A 23,689-nucleotide genomic window follows, 5' to 3' on the forward strand; every position below is an offset into this window, starting at 1 on the left:
CTGTTATACCGTCAACACCACACAGCTGTCCGTATCCCAGCGCAGGCACACCTCATCGCCCCAGGTCGGCGCGCCCTTGCGATAACGATAGACATTCTGCAACTGGGCGCTGATCACCGGACCGCCAGGCAGCCGGACGTGATAAATGGACAGGTCGCCCAGATAGGCGATATGCACCACCTCCCCCACGGCGAAGTTGCAGCCGTCGGCGGGCGCTTCGTCGCACAGCGCGATCTTCTCCGGCCGCAGCGCGACAGACACCGGCACGCCCTCCATCACGGAGGAATCGGCGTCCACTTTCAGGGGATGCGCCAGCCCCGGGCTTACGATAGTCAGCGCGTCGTCCTGCCGCGCTTGCAGCAGCCCCTCGAACATATTGACGGAACCGATGAACTCGGCGCTGAAGCGGGTGGTCGGATGCTCATAGATCTCCTCCGGTTCGCCAATCTGCACGAACTTGCCGCGGTTCATGATGGCGATGCGCCCGGCCATGGTCATCGCCTCTTCCTGATCGTGGGTCACCATGACGCAGGTCACGCCGACGCGTTCAAGGATGTCGACCACCTCAAGCTGCATACGATCGCGCAGTTTCTTGTCCAGCGCGCCCATCGGTTCGTCGAGCAATAGCAGCTTCGGCCGTTTGGCCAGGCTGCGCGCCAGCGCCACGCGCTGACGCTGGCCGCCGGACAGCTGGTGCGGCTTACGATCGGCATATTCCTGCATATGCACCATCGCCAGCATCTCTTCGACCCGGGCGTTGATCTCGGACTTGAACAGTCCATCCTCCGCCAGGCCGAAGGCGATATTTTTCGCCACCGACATGTGGGGAAACAACGCATAAGACTGAAACATCATGTTGATCGGCCGCTTGTACGGCGGCACCAGGGACAGATCCTGGCCGTCCAGCACGATCTGCCCCTGGGTGGGCTGCTCGAATCCGGCCAGCATACGCAACAGCGTGGACTTGCCGCAGCCGGATGCGCCCAACAGCGCGAAGATCTCGCCTTTGTAAATCGTCAGGTTGATGTCATCGACCACGATCTGTCCGTCGAACGCCTTAGTCAGGTTGCGCACCTCCAGCAGGGGCATCGCGGCTTTCCAGGGTTTGGACTGACTATGAGAAATTGTTTCTTTCACTGGCTATTGCCCTCCGGCAGAAACAGAAAACAACGTCATCGCCATAGGCATGACATATGTTCGAGAAAGCGAACGGGCGGCCGTCACTCACCGCTTTTCACCCGCGTCCATGCGCGCGTGCGAACCCGATCCAGTCGGGGTGACAACACTCTCGTGATAAACAGGCGGGCGCGGACCTCATCCGGCGGATAGATGCCGGGGTTGTTGCGCACTTCATCGCTGACCAGCGGCGACGACGCCTTGTTGGCGTTGGCGTAAAAGACGTGGTTGCTGATATTGGCGATCACTTCCGGCCGCATGAGGTAATTCAGGAACTGATAGGCTTCATCCACGTTTTTGGCGTCCGCCGGCATGGCGAACAGGTCAAAGGTCACCAGCACCCCTTCCTTCGGAATGCTGTAGCGGATATTCACGCCGTTTTTCGCCTCGTCGGCGCGGTTCATCGCCTGCATGACATCGCCGGACCAGCCGATGGCCACACAGATGTCGCCGTTGGCCAGATCGTTAATATACTGGGAGGAATGGAAGTAACGGATGCCGGGACGCAGCTTCAGTAGCAGGCTGGCGGCCAATTGACTGTAGTCTTTCTCGCTGGTGCTGTTGGGATCTTTCCCAAGGTAGTTCAGCACGGTGGCGAAGATGTCTTCCGGCGCGTCCAGGAAGGAGACGCCGCAGCGTTTCAGCTTCTCCAGATTCTCCGGCTTGAGCACCAGATCCCAGCTGTCTACCGGCGCGTCCGCGCCCAGCGCCGCCTTCACTTTGTCGACGTTATAACCGATCCCGGTGGTGGTCCACAGGTAGGGCACGGCATACTTGTTGCCGGGATCGTGCTGGGCGATCAGCTTCATCAGTTCGGGATCGAGGTTCTTCTCATTCGGCAGCTTGCTCTTATCGAGCGGCTGGAAAACGCCGGTCCCCGACAGGCGTTCCAAAAAACTGTCCGACGGCACCACCAGATCAAACCCGGTATTGCCCGCCATCAGCTTGCCCTCCAGCACTTCGTTGGAGTCGAAGACATCGTAGACCACCTTGATGCCGCTCGTTTTCTGGAAGTTATCCAGCGTATCCGGGGCGATATAGTCGGACCAGTTATAGACGTGCAGTACCTTCCCTTGCGCAAACGCGGTGACGGACGCGGCCATCGCCAGGCCGGCAATCGCACCTGAAAACCATTTCCTGCGTTGTGTAAACATTCGTTCCTTCCTCCATTTCAACGGGGCTGAATATAAAACGATGCGGTGTATTACCGGGGTACCGTTTTTATGTGGCGCGCGGCCCGACCATCAGGCGGCGCAAGACGGCCAAACGAAGACCATCCTCCGAAAAAAAGAAAACGGATTTTATCCACCAATTACTCGCTTTTACCCGCACAATGCGGCACATTTCCCTGCAAATGACGCGGAATATCTGACTGCAGAGTCTTATCTATAGAACAAATTACGGTGGGTGGGAAATAGGAAAAACAGATTGCCGAATCAAACGGCCGATACGGGTCCAGCCTGGGCGGATAGCCGTCCAGGCTAGCGGGAAAAACCAGTAAAAACAATATGCCGCCGGTATCGACGCACCGAATTAGTTCTCCGCCGGCAGCGGAAATTCCAGGATTATTCGTCCCTCTGCATCAACGGGATGGAGCCGCAGCGTCAGGATGGATGCTTCAGATACCACCCCCATTCGCTTTCACTGGTATATTCCGTGATCTGCTTCGTCTCCAGATAGTTGTCAAGCCCCCAGGTACCCAGCTCGCGGCCGATGCCGCTTTGCTTGTATCCGCCCCAGGGCGCCTGAGTGAAGGTGGGCTGCGAACAGTTGACCCAGACGATGCCGGCCCGCAAGGCGCGACTGACGCGCCGGCAGCGTTCCGGATCGGCCGACATGACCGCCGCGGCGAGCCCATAGCGGCTGTCATTCGCCAGGCGCACGGCTTCCTGTTCGTCACCGAAACGGCGCACGGCGAGTACCGGCCCGAAAATCTCTTCCGTCCACAGCGCGCTCTCCGTGGGCGTATCCACAAATATCGTGGGTTCGACGAACCAACCCTGCGGCAAATGATCGGGGCGCCGTCCGCCGCACGCCAGCGTAGCGCCTTCGCGCCTGCCCCGCTCGATCGCCTGCATGACCTTTTCGTATTGTCCTGCGCTGACCAGCGGACCGAGCTGGACGCCCTCCAGCCTGCCGTCGCCAATGCGAATACGGCGGGTAGCGTCGATCAAACGTTCGATCAGACGGTCGTATACCCCCTCCTGTACCAGAAGACGCGAAGTGGCGGAACAGACCTGTCCCTGATTCCAGAAAATGCCGAACAGCGTCCACTCCACGGCGGCGTCGATGTCGCTATCGTCGAAAACGATAAACGCGGATTTTCCCCCCAGTTCCAGGCTGACGTTTTTGATGTCCTGGGCGCCCGCCTGCATGATGGCGCGCCCGGTGGGAACGCTGCCGGTAAAAGATAACTTGTCGACGCCCGGATGGCCGGATAGCGGCGCGCCCGCCTCATTGCCCAGCCCGGTCACGACGTTTAGCGCCCCGGCGGGCAAACCGGCCGCATCGGCGATGGCGGCCAGCTCCAGCGCGCCCAACGGCGTCAGTTCCGACGGCTTGAGCACGCAGGTACAGCCGGCGGCCAATGCCGGCGCGACTTTCCAGGCGGCCATTAAAAACGGGTAGTTCCAGGGGATGATCAGACCGGCGACCCCCATGGGCTCGCGCACCACCCGACAGCGAAAGCGATCATCCGGCAGCGCGATGGGCAGCGCTTCCGTATCCAGGCCCTCGGCCAAATCGGCGTAGTAGTCGAAACAGCCAATCGCATCCTCGACGTCCCATTGCGCCTCCGGCAGCGGCTTGCCGTTATCTTCCACCTCAAGCAGGGCCAGCCCGAGCTGGCGCTCGCGCATGATGCCCGCCATCGCGCGAAGACAGGCGGCGCGCGCTTTACCGCTCAAGCGCGGCCACGGGCCTTCGTCGAACGCGCGTCTGGCGGCGGCCACCGCCTTATCGATATCTTCCGCCCCGGCCGCGGCGACTTGCCGTATCAGCGCCCCGCTGGCCGGATTGAACACCCCCAGGCGGGCGCCCCGCGTCGCCGTTTGCCATTCACCATCGATATAAAGCTGGTCGTACATATTTTGCGTCTCCCTGATGATCCGGTTACGTGGCGGTAGCCAGAAGAAAAAGAATTGCTCGTTTTATTGCGGCGGCCGCGCCGGCGACGTCAAAAATCGCGCCCGGAAATTTTTTGCGGCGTACCGTCCCTGGCCGCCGCTGACGCAACGTCAAAAATTTCTCCCGGAAATTTTTTGCCGCAGGTAGGATTTCGGCGCCAGTCCGGTTTCCTCGCGAAAACAGCGATAAAAGGTCGAAAGGGAATGAAATCCCGCCGCTTTGGCGTCGTCGTCAATGCGATGCTGCTGCCCCTCGCCGTTATCCCACAGCGTCAGAACGTGGCGCAACCGGAGTCGGTTAAGATATTGATAGAAACTACAGCCCATCACCTGGTTGAGAAAAAAGGAAATCTGATTGCGGGTATAGCCGGTGGCGGACGCGACCTGGATCAGACTCAGTTCCGGATTCAGATAGGGTCGCTGCTGGGAAAAATACTGTTGAATATCGCCGGACATGATGCTCAATTGCCGGGCGGACAGCCCCAGCCGCCGGAACGTCGCTCGCGAATCCGCGCCGCCCGGCGGCGTTTTTCCCTGGGACAGCAGGGACGCGTACTCGTTGACGCGGGTAATCATGCCGTCGCATACCGTGATGATCTCGCAGCAGCAGATAACGGCGCGGCTATCGCTGCCGCTGAGCGGCGTCTGATACTGCAGAGTAGCGGTATCCCCGTCGACGCGCAGACGATCGATATAGCGCAGCGCGGCTTCCGTCGGCTTCGACAGGCAGGCGTGCAGGTAGTCGCGCAGTTCGTCCGGCGCGATGCGGCACCCCTGGAAAAAGTCATTGTATTCCACCTGCGGGGAATACAGGCTCATAAGCCAATCAATGTCACCCCGCCACCAGGCGCGGTAATAATTCATCATGACCTGTTGCGTGCGATGATTTACCGTCTCGGGTGGATAAGCGACGGTTTTCAGTTGGTCAGGCCCGCGAATATCATCATCCATAATCATACCTGCTGCAGGTGCGTAACATAGAACCCTTCCAGTAAAATATCAGTAAAAACAGACCATTGCCAACGCGGCGCGCAATCAGGAATCGAAACCGATGCCGAGCGCGTCAAAGGTTTTCAGCAGCACATTACGATGCCCGTCCCGGTCTTCGCGCGCAAGGGAGCGAATGGCCGCCTGCACGCCCGCAAAACGCAGCGGCTCCGGCGGAAAATGAACCGGCGCGCGGGATGTCATGCGTAATTCGGTGCGCGCCGTTTTCTCTCCGGCCAGCTGGTCCAGCATGTTCAGCGCGGCGAAACGGCAGGCCGAGACGCCCAGCCCGGTAAAGCCCAATGCGTAGGCGATCCGGCCGTCGGCCTCGCACCCGGTGAACATCGTCGTCCGGGCCGAGGTATCGATGATGCCGCCCCAGGCGTGGCTGAAACCAATATCCCTGATGGCGGGGAAAACTTCGCTGAACTGTTCGGCCAGACGGTTAAACGTCTCTGGCCGCTGGGTCAGCGACTCGTCGCGCCGGCTGCCGAAATGGTAGATGGCGTCGTACCCGCCCCACAGAATACGATTATCGGCGGTCTTACGGAAATAGTGGAAACGGTTGCCGCTGTCGGAGATGCCGTAGCGTCCGACCCAGCCGATGGCTTCCAGCTGTCGCTCGCTTAGCGGGTTAGAGACGATCGCGTAGTCGTAGACCGGGATCACGGTCGACGCCAGGTGGCGCAGCAGCGGCACCGCGATATTGGTGGCGAGCACGACCTGTCCGGCCACAGCCTCGCCGGACGACGTACGCAGCAGAATATTCTGCCCCTGTTGCTTCAACGCGGTTACCGCGCTGTTTTCATACAGTTCGACTCCCTGAGCCAGACAAACCCGGCGTAATTCGCTGACCATTTTGGCCGGATTCACCAACGCATAGTTCGGCTCAAAGAGTCCGGCGCGATAAAAGGAAGAATTAAACTTATCGGTCAGGCTGGCGCCCTCCAGCCATTCGCACGCGATGCCGAAGCGCTGGTATTCCTGCTGCATCGAACGCAGCCCTTCCAGTTGCCAGGGGTGGCTGGCAAGGTTCAGCTGCCCCGTGCGCTCAAATTCAATCTGCATTCCATACGCGTCCAGATCCGCCTCGAGCTCGTCGAGATTGGCTCTGCCCAGCGCAATGAGTTTTTCCGTTTCCTGCGGCCAGCGTTTAATGGCGATCGACGTGCCATGAGAAATACTCGGGGAACAGAAGCCGCCGTTGCGGCTGCTCGCCTCGGAGCCGCAGTGTTTGGCTTCGATAATGACAATCTTCTTTTCGGGCCAGCGACGACGGGCCAGCAGCGCCGTCCACAGGCCGGTGTAACCGCCGCCGACGATGGCAAGATCGCAGGAAATACGCGCCTGCAGCGCGGGGGCGGCGGCCTCCCCGGCGATCGTATCCAGCCAGAAAGGATAGGGTTTTACGTTAACAAATGCATCGGGGTTTGAATAAGACGTCATGCAAGGCTCCTGAAACACAATATATCTCTGTCACTCTGCCGTTGAGTCTAGACACAGCATGAAGTGAAACAAAGACCGCCGCTTTCCGTGCGGGTCCGCAAGAAATCTCGGGATAGAAAAATCCGCCGAATGGCGGCGGATTGAGGGATGAGATTCGGGGGGATCGGGCAATGCGTGGCGGCTACCCTTGTTTTTCCTGATTTTTCACCTGCTGCCACGCCGCTTCCATCTCATCCAGCGAGGCCTGATCCATGGTTTTAGCGGACTGGCCGATAATCTGTTCTACCTGGCGAAAGCGGCGACAGAATTTGCGATTGGCCTCCTGCAACGCCCGTTCGGCCTTATGGCCCAGATGGCGTGAAAGGTTGACGGTCGCAAACAGTAAATCGCCAATCTCTTCGCCCAGCTTTTCTTCATCAATCACCGCCTGCCGGGCTTCATACATCACCTCGTCGATCTCTTCGTACACCTTATCGACGACCGGCCCCAGGCTGTCCCAGTCAAAGCCCACGGCGGCGCAACGTTGCTGAATCTTTTGCGCCTTCATCAGCGCCGGCAGGACATCGGGAATATCATCCACGGCGGAATGGCGATCTTTGGCGGAACGTTCCCGCGCCTTCGTGTGCTCCCAGCCGGCCCGTGCGGCCTTGCCGTCCGCCGGCGTCGCCGCGCCGGCGAAAATATGCGGATGGCGCCGCTCCAGCTTGTCGCTGATGGCGTTGCACACGTCGGAGAAATCAAACAGCCCTTGTTCCTGCGCCATTTGGGCGTAAAACACCACCTGAAACAGCAGGTCGCCCAGTTCGCCGCGCAGATCGTCAAAGTCCTGACGGCTGATGGCGTCCAGCACTTCGTAAGTTTCTTCCAGCGTATAGGGCGTCAGCGTGTCGAAGGTCTGTTTACCATCCCACGGACAGCCGTTTTGCGGGTCGCGCAGGGTTTTCATAATCTCGATTAAACGTTCAATAGCGGATACGGTCATGCGGTTACCTGGAGAAAGAGAAAGGCGGGAAAGTCCCGCCTGAACAGGGCGACTGGCCCGACAAAAAAGCCGAATGTTGCCCCGCGCGCTTACGCCCGCTGCAGGCGGCTGGCGTCGATCACATCGGGCAGTTGGTTCAGCTTCGCCAGCACCCTGCCCAACACCTGGAGATTGTAGATCTCAATTTCCATATCGATGGTGGCCAGTTGCTGCTTTGTATCGCTGCGGCTGGAAACGCCCAGCACATTGACCTTTTCGTTCGCCAAAATAGTAGTGATATCGCGCAGCAGCCCGCTGCGATCGTTGGCTACGACGCGCACCACCAGCGAATATCCGCTGGAGTAGCTTTCGCCCCACACCGCCTCGACAATGCGCTCCGGCGCAGTGCTGCGCAGTTCGTCCAGCTGTTCGCAGTCGGCGCGATGAATCGAAATACCGCGCCCGCGCGTGATGAAGCCGACGATATCATCGCCGGGGATCGGCTGACAGCAGCGCGCGATATGGTGCATCAGGTTGCCGACGCCCTCCACCACCACGCGCCCGTTATCAGTGCTGCGCGCCGTGGGCGGCGCTTTTTGCGTCAGCTGGCGCAGCGCCTCGCGGTCCTGCTCCTCGGCGCTCGGCTGCTTAAGCTGCGACTGCAGGAAGTTGACCATCTGGTTCAGCCGGATGTCCCCGCCGCCTAAGGCCGCCAGCAACTCGTCCAAAGAATTGACGTTATAACGCGGCAGCAGCATTTTTTCCGCCGCTTTCAGGCTGATACCCAGATGCTCCAGCTCGTCGTCGAGGATCTGCCGCCCGGCGACGATATTTTTCTCCCGATCCTGCTTGCGGAACCAGTTATGGATCTTCGACCGACCGCGGCTGGTGGTGACATAACCCAGATTCGGGTTAAGCCAGTCGCGGCTGGGGTTGGGCTGCTTCTGGGTAATGACCTCGATCTGATCGCCCATTTGCAGTTGATAGGTAAAGGGCACGATGCGTCCGCCAATCTTAGCGCCGATGCAGCGGTGGCCGATATCGCTGTGGATATGGTAGGCGAAGTCTAGCGGCGTGGAACCGGCCGGCAAATCGACCACATCGCCCTTCGGCGTAAACACGTACACCCGATCGTCGAACACCTGGCTGCGAACTTCGTCCAACACCTCGTCCGAATCCGCCATCTCTTCCTGCCAGGCGATCAGCTTGCGCAGCCAGGCGATACGCCCTTCGTAGCCCGAACGCCCGCCGGCCACCGCCCCTTCTTTATATTTCCAGTGCGCCGCCACGCCCAGTTCCGCGTCCTCGTGCATCTGACGGGTGCGAATCTGAATCTCCAGCGTTTTACCGCCCGGCCCCAGCACCACGGTATGGATAGATTGGTAGCCGTTGGGTTTGGGATTGGCCACGTAGTCGTCGAACTCGTCCGGCAGATGGCGATAGTGGGTATGCACGATACCGAGCGCGCCATAACAGTCCTGCAGCCGCTCAACCACAATACGCACGGCGCGTACGTCGAACAGTTCGTCGAACGACAGCGATTTTTTCTGCATCTTGCGCCAGATGCTGTAGATATGTTTCGGCCGCCCGTAGACATCGGCCTGCACGCCTTCTTCCTTCATCGCCTTGCGCAGATCGATGACGAAGTTATCAATATACTGTTCGCGATCGATACGTCGCTCGTGCAGCAGCCTGGCGATGCGCTTGTACTCTTCCGGGTGCAGATAGCGGAAGCAGAAATCCTCCAGCTCCCATTTGAGCTGGCCGATTCCCAGCCGGTTGGCCAGCGGCGCATAGATATTGGTACATTCTTTCGCCGCCAGCACGCGCTCCTCTTCCGGCGCGTCCTTCACTTCGCGCAGATGGGCGATGCGCTCGGCCAGTTTGATCACCACGCAGCGGAAATCTTCCACCATCGCCAGCAGCATGCGGCGAATATTATCGACCTGCTCCGAGGCCATTGAGTCGTGCTGGGTCGCCTTCAGCTGGCGGATGGCGTCCATATCGAGCACGCCGTGCACCAGATTAACGATGTTTTTGCCGTAGTGCTCTTTCAGCGTTTCCTCATCCACCACGTTGGCGTTGGCCAGCGGAAACAGCAGCGCGGCGCGCAGACTATCGTTATCCATGCTGAGCGTGGAGAGAATTTCGACCATTTCGATGCCCCGCCACAGCAGCAGCGAGGCCTCGGGATGATCTTTCGTTTGCTGTTCGCAGTAACGCCAGGTTTCGGCTAATCGCTCACATGACTGCTGACTGGCGATCCCTAATGACGCGATCCACGCGTCAGGCTCAAACTCTCCAGCCGTATTCAAATGTGCACTTCTTACCGCAACCATAATTTCTCCCTACTTTGCTGCATTACCAGAGCCCTGCAAAAACAGCGCCATTGACTCAAGATGCCCGGTATGCGGAAACATATCCAGCATCGTCACCTGCGCCAGCCGGTAGCCGGCGGCCAGCAACGCCTTGCTGTCTCGCGCCAGCGTGGCCGGGTTGCAGGAAACATAAACCACGCGCCGCGGCGCCAGCCTGACGATATGCGACATCACGCCAGCGGCGCCCGCCCGCGCGGGGTCAAGCAATATCTTATCAAATCCTTGCGTCGCCCACGGCTGCCTCGTCACGTCTTCGTCCAGATTTTGATGAAAAAATGTGACATTCCCGAGCCCGTTGCGCCGGGCGTTTTCGCGCCCTTTCTCTACCAGCGCCGTCACCCCTTCAATGCCCACCACGCTGGCCGCGCGTCGGGCCAGCGGCAGGGTGAAATTACCCATGCCGCAGAACAGATCCAGCACCCGCTCCTGCGGCTGGAGATCCAGCCACGCCAGCGCCTGGGCCACCATCTGCTGATTAATCGCGTCGTTGACCTGGATAAAATCGCGCGGGCTGAAAGCCAGCGTCAGGCCGTCGACCTGATAGTGCGGCTCTCCGCCGTGCAGGCAGGTCAGCTCATCGGACGCCCCCGCCAGCCACAGCATCAGCTCATAGCGCTGCGCCAGCTGGCTTAACGCCTCGCGGTCGGCCGCGCTGAGCGCGTCAAGATGGCGCAGTACCAGCAGAGGGCCGTTATCCGCCAGCACCAGTTCCACGTGGCCGAGCCGCTTTACGCCCTGCAAACGCTGCAGACACTGATGCAGCGGCGCCAATAGCGCGGCCAGTTCCGGCCGTAATATCGGACATTCCCGCACCGGCACGATATCGTGCGAACCGGCCTGACGATAGCCCATCAGCAGCCGCTGCTGTTTGGCCTGATAGTATAACGCAAGTCTGGCCCGCCGCCGGTAGCCCCAGGCGGGGCCGGCGATAACGCCCGCCGCCGGCACATCGGATCCGATCTCCTGCGCCAGCTGGCGCGTCAGCGCCGCCGACTTACTGCTATGCTGCAGAGACGGACTGGCGTGCTGCTGCTGGCAGCCGCCGCACACGCCAAAGTGCGGGCAGCGGGGTTCGACGCGCTGCTCGCTGCGCGTCAGCAGCCGCACCAGCTTCGCCCGGCCGTACTGGCGTTTATCTTCCGTCAGCCGGACGCTGGCCTGTTCGCCCGGCAGCACGCCCGTGATAAAAAGCGTCTTTCCCTCATGGCGCGCCACGCCCTGACCGAAGGGGTCCAGATCGTTCGCGGTTACGGTAATGGTTTGCCGGGTCGTCATACGCCGGTTTGGAGAGTAGAATTGCGCCATTTATTACTCAATAACGTTTAAGCTGAGCCTCAGCGTTTAATTCTCCCACATTGGACTCCCATGACCAAATATAGTCTGCGCGCGCGTATGATGATACTGATCCTGGCCCCGACGCTGATGATCGGTTTGCTGCTCAGTACCTTCTTCGTCATCCATCGCTATAACCAGTTGCAGTTCGAACTGGCCGACGCCGGCGCCAGCATCATCGAACCGCTGGCTATCTCCAGCGCCTGGGCCATGATGCAGCACCAGCAGGACTCGGTCAGGAAGCTGGTTAACGTTCTGCACCGGCGCCACTCCAGCATTGTCCGGGCGATCAGTATTTATGACGCGCAAAACCGTCTGTTCGTCACCACCAATCCGCGCAACACCAATAATCTCATGCATCTGTCCGACGATGCGCCGGTGCCGAACGCGCTGACGCAGAGCCGCAGCGGCAACGCGCTGATTCTGCATATGCCGATCAGCAGCGACGGCGAGGTGGGCCCGGATAGCGCGCTGGCCTCCAGCAATAGCCCGATAGGCTATATCGCCATCGAACTGGCTCTGGATTCGGTAAAACTGCAGCAATACCGCGAGATCTTTACCGCCGGTCTGTTGATGCTGCTCTGTCTGGTGATCGCCATGCTGTTCGCCTGGCGCCTGATGCACGATGTCACCACGCCCATTCGCCACATGGTCAATACCGTCGATCGCATCCGGCGCGGCCAGCTCGACAGCCGGGTCGAAGGGTTTATGCTGGGCGAGCTGGATATGCTGAAAAACGGCATTAACTCAATGGCCATGTCGCTGACCGCCTACCATGAGGAGATGCAGCAGAATATCGATCAGGCGACCTACGATCTGCGCGAAACGCTGGAGCAGATGGAGATTCAAAACGTTGAGCTGGACCTGGCGAAAAAGCGTGCGCAGGAAGCGGCGCGCATTAAATCCGAGTTCCTGGCCAACATGTCGCATGAGCTGCGCACCCCGCTCAACGGCGTGATCGGTTTTACCCGCCAGACGCTGAAAACGGCGCTGACGCCGACCCAGGCCGACTACCTGCACACCATCGAACGCTCGGCCAATAATTTACTCACCATCATCAATGACGTCCTGGACTTCTCCAAACTGGAGGCCGGCAAGCTGGTGCTGGAAAATGTGCCCTTTTCCCTGCACGTGACGATCGACGAAGTGGTGCTGCTGCTGGCCCATACCGCGCATGAAAAGGGGCTGGAGCTGACGCTGAATATCCAGCCGGATATTCCCGAACAGTACATAGGCGACCCGATGCGTCTGCAGCAGATAATTACTAACCTGCTGGGCAACGCCATCAAGTTCACCGAAAAGGGCAACATCGATATCCGGCTGGAAAAGCGCCGGCAGGATCACCATCAGGTCGAGCTGGCGCTACAAATTCAGGATAGCGGCATCGGCATCACCGGGCAGCAGCAGTCGCAGCTGTTTCAGGCCTTCCGTCAGGCCGACGCCAGCATCTCGCGTCGCCATGGCGGCACCGGTCTGGGGCTGGTGATCACCCAACGGCTGGTGCGCGAAATGGGCGGCGACATTCGCTTTGACAGCCAGCCGGGCAAAGGCACCACTTTCTGGTTCAACCTGAGGCTGACGCTCAACCCGAACGCGCTGTCGACGCGCGGCGCTAACGACGCGCTGCGCGGCCGTCGTCTGGCCTATGTGGAGGAGAACCCGGCCGCCGCCCAGGCCACGCTGGATATCCTGCACGATACGCCGCTGGCGGTAAGCTACAGCCCGGCTCTCGATCAGTTGCCCGACCAGCCGTTCGATGTCCTGCTGTTCGGCGTACCGGTCGCCTGGCGCAATACGCTGATCGGCTATATGCCGGCGCTGCGCGAGGCGTGCAAACGCGCGCCGTGCGTGATCCTCGCCATTCCCAGCCTGGCGCAGCTGGATGCGGAACAGTTGAAAAGCTTCGGCATTCACAGCTGTCTGGTTAAACCCATCTCCGCCTGCCGCCTGCTGCCGCTGTTGCAGTCCGGCGCGTTCTTTCCGCACGCCGGACTGCCGTCGCCTCATCCCTCACCCCTGACGGCGGCGCCCGCCGGCCGCCTGCCGCTCACCGTTATGGCGGTGGACGATAATCCGGCCAACCTGAAGCTGATCGGCACCCTGCTGGACGAACTGGTGGACAAGGTGATCCTGTGCGACAACGGCGCGCAGGCGGTGGCGCTGGCGCGCCGCGGCCCGCTGGATATCATCTTAATGGATATTCAGATGCCGGAGATGGACGGCATCCGCGCCGCCGAACTGATCCACCAGTTGCCGCTGCACGCGCTGACGCCAATCGTCGCGGTCACCGCGCACAGTCTGAACGGCGAGTGCGACAGCCTGCAGCAGGCCGGTATGGCGGATTATCTGGCTAAACCGATCGATGAGCAGATGCTGAGAAATCTGCTGGCTCGCCACCTCGCCAGAAAATCCGCCGTCCCGCCGATCGCGCCCTCGCTGGACTGGGAACTGGCGCTGAGCCAGGCGGCGAATAAGAGCGATCTGGCGCGCGATTTACTGCGCATGCTGCTCGACTTCCTGCCGCAGGTGCGTGAGCGGGTCGGGGCGATTCTAAACGGTCAACCGGACGACGGCATCGTCGATCTGATTCATAAGCTGCACGGCAGCAGCAGCTATAGCGGCGTACCGCGTCTGAAACAACTGTGCAACCAACTGGAGCAACAACTGCGCCAGGGCGTCAGCCTGAACGAACTGGAACCCGAATGGCTGGAGCTACTGGACGAAATAGACAACGTAACCGCAGCCGCGCGTCCCTGGCTGTCGACATAGCGGGATAAAATACATTCCTGCGTCTGATAGACACGCCGGGCGGCAAACCGCAGGGCGTCAGCTGCGCTCAATTATTCGGCCCGTTCCCGTGCCTCTGCGGAGCCGCCGCCCGCGGCGTTAAAATCCGTTCCGGACGGATTTGTCGCTCTCTTTGCCGCGTCCTGCGCCCCGAATTATTTGGCGCACGGATTTGCCGGATATTGATAGTCCGGAGTATCACGGATATAAGATTATTTCACCTATAGCGTGCTAACAATAATCATTAATTCCCCGAAACATTAGCGCGTAAGAAAAATATCATATTGGCTCCCCCTCTTTAGCGGCAGCGCAAAGCCAATAGTCCATTAACGAATTCGTTTATTCTTTTTAATCCTCACCCTCCTTTTTTCGCAAAAATACACGCATCCGAACTTCAGATATAAATTTTTTTAACTACGGACCGATAATGAATGATTGCCTTATCAAAGGAGAGATTAAATCCCCTGAGGTTGCTGACAAACTCGCCGGTAAACTTCGGAGCGCCGGGTCTGCCGCCATGAGGGGCTACGCCGCCGCGTTCCCTGCTGCGCGCTCTCTAATAACGCGCCCTGTCAACGACCCGAAGTGATATTAAATCTCCCAATAATCTGTTTGGCTTTACTTATAAATATTTCTGAAAAAATAACGCTGGGGTTTAAATGAGAATTAACACACCGATCACACAACAAGAATATTCGCTTAATGTTGACACCACGTTAATGTCTACCACTGATGTTAACAGCTATATAACTTATGCTAACTCGGCTTTTATCGACGCCAGCGGTTTTGACGAGTCGGAACTTATCGGACAGCCGCATAATATTGTGCGGCACCCTGATATGCCGGTTGAGGCCTTTGCCGATATGTGGTTTACGCTCCAGCAGGGCGACTCATGGACCGGTTTGGTTAAAAACCGGCGCAAAAACGGCGATTACTATTGGGTACGGGCGAATGTCACGCCGGTTTATCACCATGAACAGCTCAGCGGCTATATTTCCGTGCGCAACACGCCCTCCGCGCAAGAGATAAAAGCGGCCGAACCGCTCTATAGCGCCCTGCAGAAAGGCAAAGCCGGCAAACGAAAGTTATATAAAGGGCTGGTGGTGCGCAGCGGCCTGCTGTCTCCGCTGTCGCTGTGGCAAAAGCTATCCGTTCGCTGGCGGTTGCGCAGCGCGCTGATCGCCGGCGCAATTGTTCCCCTCAGCTGCGCCGGCGCCGGGATGTCGCCGGCCTGGCTGTGCGCCTTGACTCTCGCGCTGTTTGCGCTGCTGGATGCCTATCTTCAACGGCAAATCAGCCGGCCGCTGCAGCAAATCCTGCATCAGGCCCAGGACGTGGTCTCCGGCAAAAAAATCGGTCATCTTGCCGTCAATCGGGTGGACGAAATCGGTTTGCTGGCGCGCATCGTCAACCAGTTCAGTCTGAACCTCCGCTCGCTGGTCAATGACGTCAGCACCCAGGTAAAAGGCATGCGCGACGTCAGCCAGCAGCTAAGCGAGAGTAATATCAATCTGAATGGGCGTACCGAAGAGACCGCCGGCAGCCTGCAGCAAACCGCCGCCGCCATCGAACAAATTACCGGCGCGGTCGAGCAAAGCAGCGAAACCGCAGTGCAGGCCACCGGACTGGCCGAACGCGCCAGCATAGCCGCAGTAAAAGGCGGCGAGGTGATGCAGGAAACCAGCGGCGTGATGAACGCCATCTCCGGCGCCAGCAGCAAAATCGTCGATATTATCGGCGTCATTGATAGTATCGCGTTTCAGACCAATATCCTGGCGCTCAACGCCGCGGTTGAAGCGGCGCGCGCCGGCGTGGAAGGCCGCGGCTTCGCCGTGGTGGCGGCCGAAGTGCGCAATCTGGCCCAGCACTCCGCCGCCGCCGCCGGCGAGATCAAAACGCTGATCGATGCAAATGTCGAAAGCGTTAAAACCGGCGAGCAGATGGTGGAAAACGCGACGAAGCACATTCAGCACATCGTTAAGGAGGTGCTGGACGTCTCGGCGCTGATTAAGGAGATCAGCCATGCCGCGCATGAACAGACCGCCGCGCTCACCTTAATCAATACCTCGATTGCTCACATTGAGGAGATGACGCAGCAGAACGCCGAGCTGGTCACGCTGTCGTCCAGCGTCGCCGCCGACCTGCAAAATCAGGCCATCCGGCTGGATAAAGCGGTACATGTCTACGGTAAAGCGGACTGACGGATAGCGAGCGACGCGCGCAAACGGCCAAACGCCGCGTCGGAATGACAGAAAAACGTAAAATCACTGATTTTTTCGCCGTCGCTGCCGATAGCCTATCAGGCACAATACCGTGCAGCGTACAGGGAGACTTTTTATGTCCAGTACTGTTACCTCCGTCTCTGCCGTCAGTTCTGGCGGCAGCAGCAGCAGCAATGCTCAATCCATTGCTAAACTGACCCGTCAGATCGAAAAACTGACGGAACAGGCGTCAAAGCTGGCGGACTCAGCTACCAGCGCCACCAGCGATGAACAGCGCCAGGCCATTGAACAGCAACAGGAAATGATCCAGGCGCAGATCGAAGCGCTGCAGGCGCAGATAGCCCGCCTGCAAAACGAGCAGGTGCAAAAGTCGCAGGCGCAACAGGACCAGCAGATCGGCAGCACCGCTCTGGAGAGTGTGAAGGAGGGAGTCAATCGCCCGACGGATCAGAATCAGATCGATGTGTATGTTTAACCGCTATCGGCGCTAGATTTCCGGCTGCCGGCAGACTGCATGCCGCCGCCGGAAAGATAACGCAATAAAACCGGGCATGGAAACATGCCCTTCTCGGTTAAGCGCGCTTAAGCGGTTTGACCAGGCCTTCCAGCCCTTCGATCCTGATGGCCAGCGCCATCTCCATCAGTTGACCCAGCCGCCCGCGCGGAAACTCGTTTTTACGGGCAAACCATAGCAGGTACTCTTCCGGCAGATCGATCAACACCCGTCCCTGATATTTGCCGAACGGCATTTTAGTATTGGCGATATCCAGCAGATCCTGCTTTTCCATCGGCTACTCTCCCAGCAGACGGAGCATTTCCGCCTCATCGATGATCTCGATTTCCAGCGTCTGCGCTTTGGTCAGCTTCGAACCCGCCGCTTCGCCGGCGATCACTAAATCGGTCTTCTTCGATACGCTGCCGCTGACCCTGGCGCCGGCCGCCGTCAGGCGGTCTTTGGCTTCATCGCGCGACAGCTGGCTGAGCGAGCCGGTTAGCACCACGGTCTTGCCGGCAAACGGGCTATCAATCTCTTCCGGCCGCACCCGCTGTACGGCGGGCCAGTGGATATTGATCTCTTCGCTGATTAGCTCGTTGATAACCTGCTGATTGTGCTCTTCATCCAGAAAATGGCGCACATGCATGGCCACTATGCCGCCCACGTCCGGCACCTCCTGCAGCTCCTCGATGCCGGCCGCCGACAGCGCCTCCAGCGAACCGAACCACGCGGCCAGATTGGCCGCCGTGGCCTCGCCCACCTCGCGGATGCCCAGCGCGTACAGAAAACGCGCCAGCGTCGTGGACTTCGCCTTAGCCAGCGCATTGACCAGATTGACGGCCGATTTCGGCCCCATGCGTTCCAGACCGGTCAGCGTGCCGATCGTCAGCCGAAACAGATCGGCCGGCGTTTTGACGTACTCTTTCTCCACCAGTTGGTCGATGATTTTATCGCCCATGCCTTCCACATCCAGCGCCCGGCGGGAAACAAAATGCTTGAGCGCTTCCTTACGCTGCGCGCCGCAGAACAAGCCGCCGGTACAGCGCGTGACGGCTTCGCCCTCGATTCGTTCAACATCCGAACCGCAGACCGGACAGCGTTCGGGAAACACGATCTCGCGCGTATCGTCGGGCCGTTCGCTTTCGATAACGGACACCACCTGCGGGATCACGTCGCCGGCGCGGCGTACGCTGACCCGATCGCCGATACGCAACCCGAGCCTGGCGATTTCATCGGCATTGTGCAGCGTCGCGTTGCTGACCATCACGCCGGCCACCGCTACCGGCTCCAGCCGAGCCACCGGCGTGATTGCGCCGGTGCGCCCGACCTGAAATTCGACATCGCGCACCCAGGTCAGTTGCTCCTGCGCCGGGAATTTAAACGCCACCGCCCAGCGCGGCGCGCGGGCGACAAAACCCAGCCGCTCCTGCAGGGCCAGATCGTCGACTTTAATCACCACGCCATCGATGTCGTAACCGAGATCGCCGCGCTGCTGTTCAACCTGATGATAAAACGCCAGCACCTGCTCGCCGCCCTGACATACGCGAATGCGATCGCTGACCGGCAGCCCCCACTGTTTAAACTGTATCAGACGCCGCCAGTGGCTGTCCGGCAGTTCGCCGCCTTCCAGCAGGCCCACGCCATAGCAGAAGAAGGTTAGCGGCCGCTTCGCGGTAATGCGCGGATCCAACTGGCGCAACGATCCGGCGGCGGCGTTGCGCGGGTTGGCGAAAACTTTACCGCCGCTGCGCCGCGCCTCTTCATTCAACTGTTCGAAGCCGCGATGTTTCATAAACACTTCGCCGCGCACTTCGAGCCGGCGCGGAATGTTGTCGCCGCGCAGCCGAAGAGGAATGGCGCGAATGGTGCGCACGTTGCTGGTGATGTTTTCCCCGGTGCTGCCATCGCCGCGGGTGGCCGCCTGCACCAGTTCGCCATCTTCATACAGCAGGCTGACCGCCAGACCATCGAGCTTCAGTTCGCAGCAAAACGCCAGTTCATCGCTGCTTTTCAGCCGATCGCGTACGCGTTTATCAAAGGCCAGGTAGCTTTCATCATCAAACACGTTATCCAGCGACAGCATCGGCACTTCATGCCGCACCTGCCCGAAGACGTCAAGCGGCGCCGCTCCCACGCGCTGCGTCGGGGAATCCGGCACGATCAGCTCCGGGTGCGCGGCCTCCAGCGCCTTCAGTTCGCGCATCAGCCGATCGTATTCGGCATCCGGTATCTCCGGCGCGTCTTCAACGTGATATTTATATTCATGATGGCGTAACACGTTACGCAAACGTTCAATATCCTGGTTCATTGTCCCGCTATTTACTCCGGCTTACTGGCACTGGCCTGAATGCTTTTGATGATGTTGGTGGTCGAGCAGCCGTCTTCAAAGTTCAGCACCCGCACCTCGCCACCGTTCGCCCACACCTCTGCGCTACCGGCGATTTCGTGCGGCTGGTAGTCCCCGCCTTTGACCAGCACATCGGGCAGGACATCGGCGATTAACCGCTGCGGCGTATCCTCTTCGAACGGCACCACCCAGTCGACCGCTTCCAGCGCGCCCAGCACGATCATACGCTGCATCAGCGGATTGACCGGGCGCGTCGGCCCTTTCAGACGGCTGGTCGAGGCATCGCTGTTCACCGCTACGATCAGGCGATCGCCGAGCTTGCGCGCATTGGCCAGATAGGAAACATGGCCGGCGTGTAAAATATCGAAGCAGCCGTTAGTCATCACGATTTTTTCGCCGCGCTGACGCGCCTGCGCCACCGCCTGTTTCAGTTGCTCTTCGCTCATCACGCCAAAACCGGTTTCCGCCCGGCCGCGAATCGCGTTTTCCAGCTCGACCGGCGAAACGGTCGACGTCCCCAGTTTACCAACCACGACGCCCGCCGCCGCGTTAGCCAGAAAACAGGCGTCCTCCAGCGGATTGCCGGCCGCCAGCGCCGCCGCCAGCACGCCGATCACGGTATCGCCGGCGCCGGTGACGTCATACACTTCCTGCGCCTGGGTGGGCAGATGCAGCGGCTCTTTGCCGGGCTGCAGCAACGTCATGCCCTGTTCGGAACGGGTGATCAGCAGAGCGGACAGTTCGTGCTCGTCGATCAAGCGATGGCCGCGCGCCACTAAATCGTCTTCGTCCTTACAGCGGCCGACCACCGCCTCAAACTCGGACAGGTTCGGCGTCAGCAGCGTGGCGCCGCGATAACGGGAAAAATCAGTGCCTTTCGGGTCGATCAGAACCGGCACGCCGGCCGCGCGCGCCAGCGGAATAATGCGTTCCACTTCGCTAAGGGCGCCCTTGGCGTAATCGGACAGCACCAGCGCGCCGGCGCTGGACAGCGACTGCTGGATGCGATCCAACAGCGGCTGCTGATCGATACCGTCGAATCCCTCTTCGAAGTCCAGCCGGATCAACTGCTGATTGCGCGACAGCACGCGCAGTTTAGTGATGGTCGGATGGGTGGGGACGGAAACAAAGTCGCAACGTACATTCACGTCGCCCAGCCGCGCGCTCAGCGCCCTGGCCGCATCATCAATACCGGTCAGCCCCACCAGACGGGATTGCGCGCCCAGAGAGGCGATGTTCATCGCGACGTTCGCCGCGCCGCCGGGGCGTTCTTCAATGGTTTCCACTTTGACCACCGGGACAGGCGCCTCCGGCGAAATGCGGCTGGTTGGACCGTACCAGTAACGATCCAGCATTACGTCGCCCACAACCAGTACGCCGGCCTGGCGAAAATCAGGCAATGTCACTTTCATTATTTAGTCCCCTAACTTCACACGGGATCACCCCGCTGAACCAGAAAATAGTGCGCGCGATAATATCACAGGCGGCCCGGTTACCCCGCACCGGCTTAACAGAATGCGAAGCAATTCTCAGCCCAGCCATTTCTTCCAGCTTAGCCGAACCTGCTCGCGTTCGGCGCGAAAATGCTCGCGGCCCACCTTCGCCGACCGCTCCTGCAGCGCCAGATGGTGCAGCTCATCGCGCAGGGTGATATAGGCCAGTTTCAGCGCCTGCGCCTCCTGTTCTTCCATTACGCCATACTGCGCCATCAGTTCCAGGATGCGCACATTATCCGACCAGCGGGTCAGTTTCGCTTCCTGCGCCGCATAGCGCAGCACCAGATACTGGGCGATAAATTCGATATCGGTAATACCGCCCTCATCGGTTTTGAGATCGAACAGCGCCGGATCTTTGTTCGCCAGATGCTGGCGCATTTTGACGCGCATCTCGCTCACCTCGCGCCGCAGCGTCTCGCCGTCGCGTTCACGGCATAAAATATCGCGCCGGATCGCTTCAAACTGCCGCCGGATAGCGTCTTCGCCGTATACCATGCGCGCGCGCACCAGCGCCTGATGTTCCCAGGTCCAGGCCTCTTGTTGCTGATATTCGGCAAACGCCTCGACCGTACTGACCAGCATGCCGGCGGCGCCCGACGGCCGCAGACGCGCGTCCACTTCATACAAAATGCCGGATGAGGTGCGGGTGCTGAACAAGTGCATCACCCGCTGGGCGAGGCGCAGATAAAACTGACGGCCGTCAATGCTGCGTTCGCCGTCGGTCATCACATCGGGCGGACAGTCGAGCAAAAACACCAGATCGAGATCGGAGCTGTACCCCAGTTCCCAGCCGCCCAGCTTGCCGTAGCCAATGACGGCGAAACCATACCCGCCGTCCTGGCTCAAGTGCGCCGGCCGGCCGTAGCGGGTCACCATCAGTTGCCAGGCTTGCTGCACCACCGCGGCGATGATCGCCTCGGCCAGATAGGTCAGATGATCGCTGACCTTCATCACCGGCAACGCCTGGGCGATATCTCCGGCGGCGATGCGCAGCAATTGCGCCTGTTTAAACTGCCGCACCGCTTCCAGTTGCTGTTCCTCGTCGTCTTCCGGTACGCGCAGCAGATACTGACGCAACTCGTCGCGGTAGGCATCGGGCGCGGTGGGCTGGTACAGCGTGGTCGGATCCAACAGTTCATCCAGCAGCAACGGATAACGCGCCAGCTGGCTGGCCACCATCGGCGAGGCGGCGCACAGACGAATCAGTTGCGCCAGCGCCGGACGGGACTCCAGCAACAGCTCAAGATAGGTAGTGCGGGTCACAATGGCCAGCAGCAACGGCGTCAGGCGCGACAGCACTTCATCCGCCCGCGGCTGATTAAAGGTTTCCTCCAGCAGGGCCGGCATCAACTGATCGAGCACATCGCGCCCGCGCGGCCCGATGGTGCGCCGGCTTACGTCGCTGCGAAAGTCGTTCAGCGTGCGCAGCAACCGCTCGCGCACGTCTTCCGCCAGATTCGGCGTCAGCGCCGCTCGCTCGTTTTCTTCCGGCATATCCTGCCACAGGCTGACGTATTGACGGCGCTCCGGCGTTTCATCGCCTTCCGGCGCGTCGTCGCCAATCAGCGCATTGAATACATCGCGCACCGCTCCGCTATGCCGGGCCAGCGCCGCCTGCAGTTCGGCCCAGCTATCCAGCCCCATCCCCCAACACAGACGGGCCTGATTGAGTTCATCCGCCGGCAGGGTCTGCGTCTGTTCATCGGCAATCGCCTGCAGCAGATTCTCCAGCCGGCGCAGAAACAGGTAAGCCTCGCGCAGGGTATCCACCTGGACGATGGGCAACAGGCCCAGCGCGCCCACGGTAGCCAGCGCCGGCAGCAGCGATCGCGCCTGCAAGCCGGGTTCGCGCCCGCCGCGAATCAGTTGAAAAACCTGAGTAATAAATTCGATCTCGCGGATCCCGCCGGCGCCCAGCTTGATGTTGTCGCGCAGGTCGCGGCGGCGAACCTCGCGCGCGATCATGTTTTTCATATTGCGCAGGGACTGGATCACGCTGAAATCGATATAGCGCCGGAACACAAACGGCCGCAGGGTGCTGCGCAGCTCCTGGCTGTAGCGATCGTCGGCGCTGCCCATCAGACGCGCTTTGACCATCGCGTAACGTTCCCAGTCGCGCCCCTGCTCCTGGTAATAGTCCTCCAGCGCGGCGAAACTGAGCACCAGCGGCCCGCTGTCGCCAAACGGCCGCAAACGCATATCGACCCGATAGACGAAACCATCCACGGTTGGCTGATCCAGCACTTTGATCAGACGCTGCCCCATACGGGTAAAGAACTGGGCGTTGTCCAGCTCGCGCCGTCCGCCGCGCGTCTGGCCATTTTCCGGGTAGGCGAAAATCAGATCGATATCGGACGAAAAGTTAAGCTCGCCCCCGCCCAGTTTTCCCATCCCCAGGATCAGCAACGGCTGCGCTTCGCCCTGCGCGTTACAGGGCGTGCCCCATTCCCGGCAGCAAACCGGATACAGCCAGTCCCTGGCGGCGACAATCATCGTCTCGGCCAGTTCGCTCAGTTGGCGCAGCGTCTGCTCGGTACTGCTGACGCCCGCAACCTGACCCCAGGCGATGCGCACCAGCATGCGCCGCCGAAACTGGCGCAGCGCGCGCATCAGCGCGGCCTCGTCCTGTACCCCGGCCAGTTCCTGCCGCAGCCAGTCAGGATAATAGCGCCACTCTTCCGGTTCCGGCGGTTGCTGATGCAACGCCTGCCACCATGACGGATAACGGGTCAACGCATCGCCGGCAAAATCGCTCAGCGCCAGCACCGCCAGCGCCGGCTGGCTCACCGGGCCATCGATAACGCCGGCGTCGCGCAGGCGCTGTACGGCCTGTTCGGCGTGCTGCGACAGACGCGGCGACAGCGCCCGGTTGGATGGAAAATATGAGGACATGACTGAGTTCCTTAACCTGAGCGCCCGCCCGGAACGGCGGGCCC

At 60.1% G+C, this 23,689-nt stretch carries 15 protein-coding genes; 3 read left to right on the plus strand and 12 right to left on the minus strand.

All coding sequences use genetic code 11. The annotated features are described in order from the left end of the window. Positions 1–3: 3 nt before the first annotated feature. From potG to rlmD, 8 genes are all read right to left on the minus strand, one after another. A complete protein-coding gene (potG, locus tag FJU30_RS00350; RefSeq protein WP_223881483.1) occupies positions 4–1,137 on the minus strand; it encodes a putrescine ABC transporter ATP-binding subunit PotG in 1,134 nt (377 codons plus the stop codon). A gap of 83 nt (positions 1,138–1,220) precedes the next feature. Further along, positions 1,221–2,330, minus strand: a complete 1,110-nt coding sequence (potF, locus tag FJU30_RS00355; protein WP_150433464.1) for a spermidine/putrescine ABC transporter substrate-binding protein PotF — start codon at positions 2,328–2,330, stop codon at positions 1,221–1,223. A gap of 450 nt (positions 2,331–2,780) precedes the next feature. Next, on the minus strand, positions 2,781–4,262 hold the full coding sequence (locus FJU30_RS00360) for an aldehyde dehydrogenase family protein (RefSeq protein WP_150433465.1): 1,482 nt from the start codon (positions 4,260–4,262) through the stop codon (positions 2,781–2,783). 150 nt (positions 4,263–4,412) lie between these two features. Next, complete coding sequence (locus tag FJU30_RS00365) at positions 4,413–5,252, minus strand: helix-turn-helix domain-containing protein (protein ID WP_223881484.1); 840 nt, start codon at positions 5,250–5,252, stop codon at positions 4,413–4,415. An 84-nt stretch (positions 5,253–5,336) separates the two neighbouring features. Further along, entirely contained in the window at positions 5,337–6,734 is a 1,398-nt protein-coding gene (locus FJU30_RS00370) for an NAD(P)/FAD-dependent oxidoreductase (protein WP_150433466.1), read from the minus strand. 181 nt (positions 6,735–6,915) lie between these two features. After that, positions 6,916–7,716 carry a nucleoside triphosphate pyrophosphohydrolase gene (gene mazG, locus FJU30_RS00375; protein WP_150433467.1) on the minus strand — a complete coding sequence of 267 codons (801 nt, stop codon included), beginning with the start codon at positions 7,714–7,716 and terminating at the stop codon, positions 6,916–6,918. A gap of 89 nt (positions 7,717–7,805) precedes the next feature. Continuing rightward, positions 7,806–10,034 carry a GTP diphosphokinase gene (gene relA / locus FJU30_RS00380; RefSeq protein WP_150433468.1) on the minus strand — a complete coding sequence of 743 codons (2,229 nt, stop codon included), beginning with the start codon at positions 10,032–10,034 and terminating at the stop codon, positions 7,806–7,808. A gap of 9 nt (positions 10,035–10,043) precedes the next feature. Next, positions 10,044–11,378, minus strand: a complete 1,335-nt coding sequence (gene rlmD, locus FJU30_RS00385; RefSeq protein WP_150433469.1) for a 23S rRNA (uracil(1939)-C(5))-methyltransferase RlmD — start codon at positions 11,376–11,378, stop codon at positions 10,044–10,046. Positions 11,379–11,438: 60 nt separating this feature from the next. On the opposite strand from rlmD, the gene barA reads away from it, so the two are divergent. From barA to FJU30_RS00400, 3 genes are all read left to right on the plus strand, one after another. Next, entirely contained in the window at positions 11,439–14,174 is a 2,736-nt protein-coding gene (gene barA, locus FJU30_RS00390; RefSeq protein WP_150433470.1) for a two-component sensor histidine kinase BarA, read from the plus strand. Between the two features lie 677 nt (positions 14,175–14,851). Then, the gene (locus FJU30_RS00395) at positions 14,852–16,393 is read left to right on the plus strand and encodes a methyl-accepting chemotaxis protein (RefSeq protein ID WP_150433471.1); all 1,542 of its coding nucleotides are present in this window, start codon (positions 14,852–14,854) and stop codon (positions 16,391–16,393) included. A 136-nt stretch (positions 16,394–16,529) separates the two neighbouring features. Continuing rightward, entirely contained in the window at positions 16,530–16,889 is a 360-nt protein-coding gene (locus FJU30_RS00400; protein ID WP_150433472.1) for a FlxA-like family protein, read from the plus strand. A 97-nt stretch (positions 16,890–16,986) separates the two neighbouring features. Here the strand turns inward: FJU30_RS00400 and FJU30_RS00405 are convergent, their stop codons facing one another. From FJU30_RS00405 to glnE, 4 genes are all read right to left on the minus strand, one after another. Beyond that, complete coding sequence (locus FJU30_RS00405) at positions 16,987–17,202, minus strand: DUF3820 family protein (RefSeq protein WP_150433473.1); 216 nt, start codon at positions 17,200–17,202, stop codon at positions 16,987–16,989. 3 nt (positions 17,203–17,205) lie between these two features. Next, positions 17,206–19,218, minus strand: coding sequence for an NAD-dependent DNA ligase LigA (gene ligA, locus FJU30_RS00410; RefSeq protein ID WP_150433474.1), 2,013 nt, complete (start codon positions 19,216–19,218; stop codon positions 17,206–17,208). 11 nt (positions 19,219–19,229) lie between these two features. After that, positions 19,230–20,669: a bifunctional D-glycero-beta-D-manno-heptose-7-phosphate kinase/D-glycero-beta-D-manno-heptose 1-phosphate adenylyltransferase HldE gene (gene hldE, locus FJU30_RS00415; protein ID WP_150433475.1), complete on the minus strand. Its 1,440-nt coding sequence runs from the start codon at positions 20,667–20,669 to the stop codon at positions 19,230–19,232. A 117-nt stretch (positions 20,670–20,786) separates the two neighbouring features. After that, positions 20,787–23,645, minus strand: a complete 2,859-nt coding sequence (gene glnE / locus FJU30_RS00420; RefSeq protein ID WP_150433476.1) for a bifunctional [glutamate--ammonia ligase]-adenylyl-L-tyrosine phosphorylase/[glutamate--ammonia-ligase] adenylyltransferase — start codon at positions 23,643–23,645, stop codon at positions 20,787–20,789. Positions 23,646–23,689: the final 44 nt, after the last annotated feature.

Source organism: Affinibrenneria salicis, from assembly GCF_008710095.1.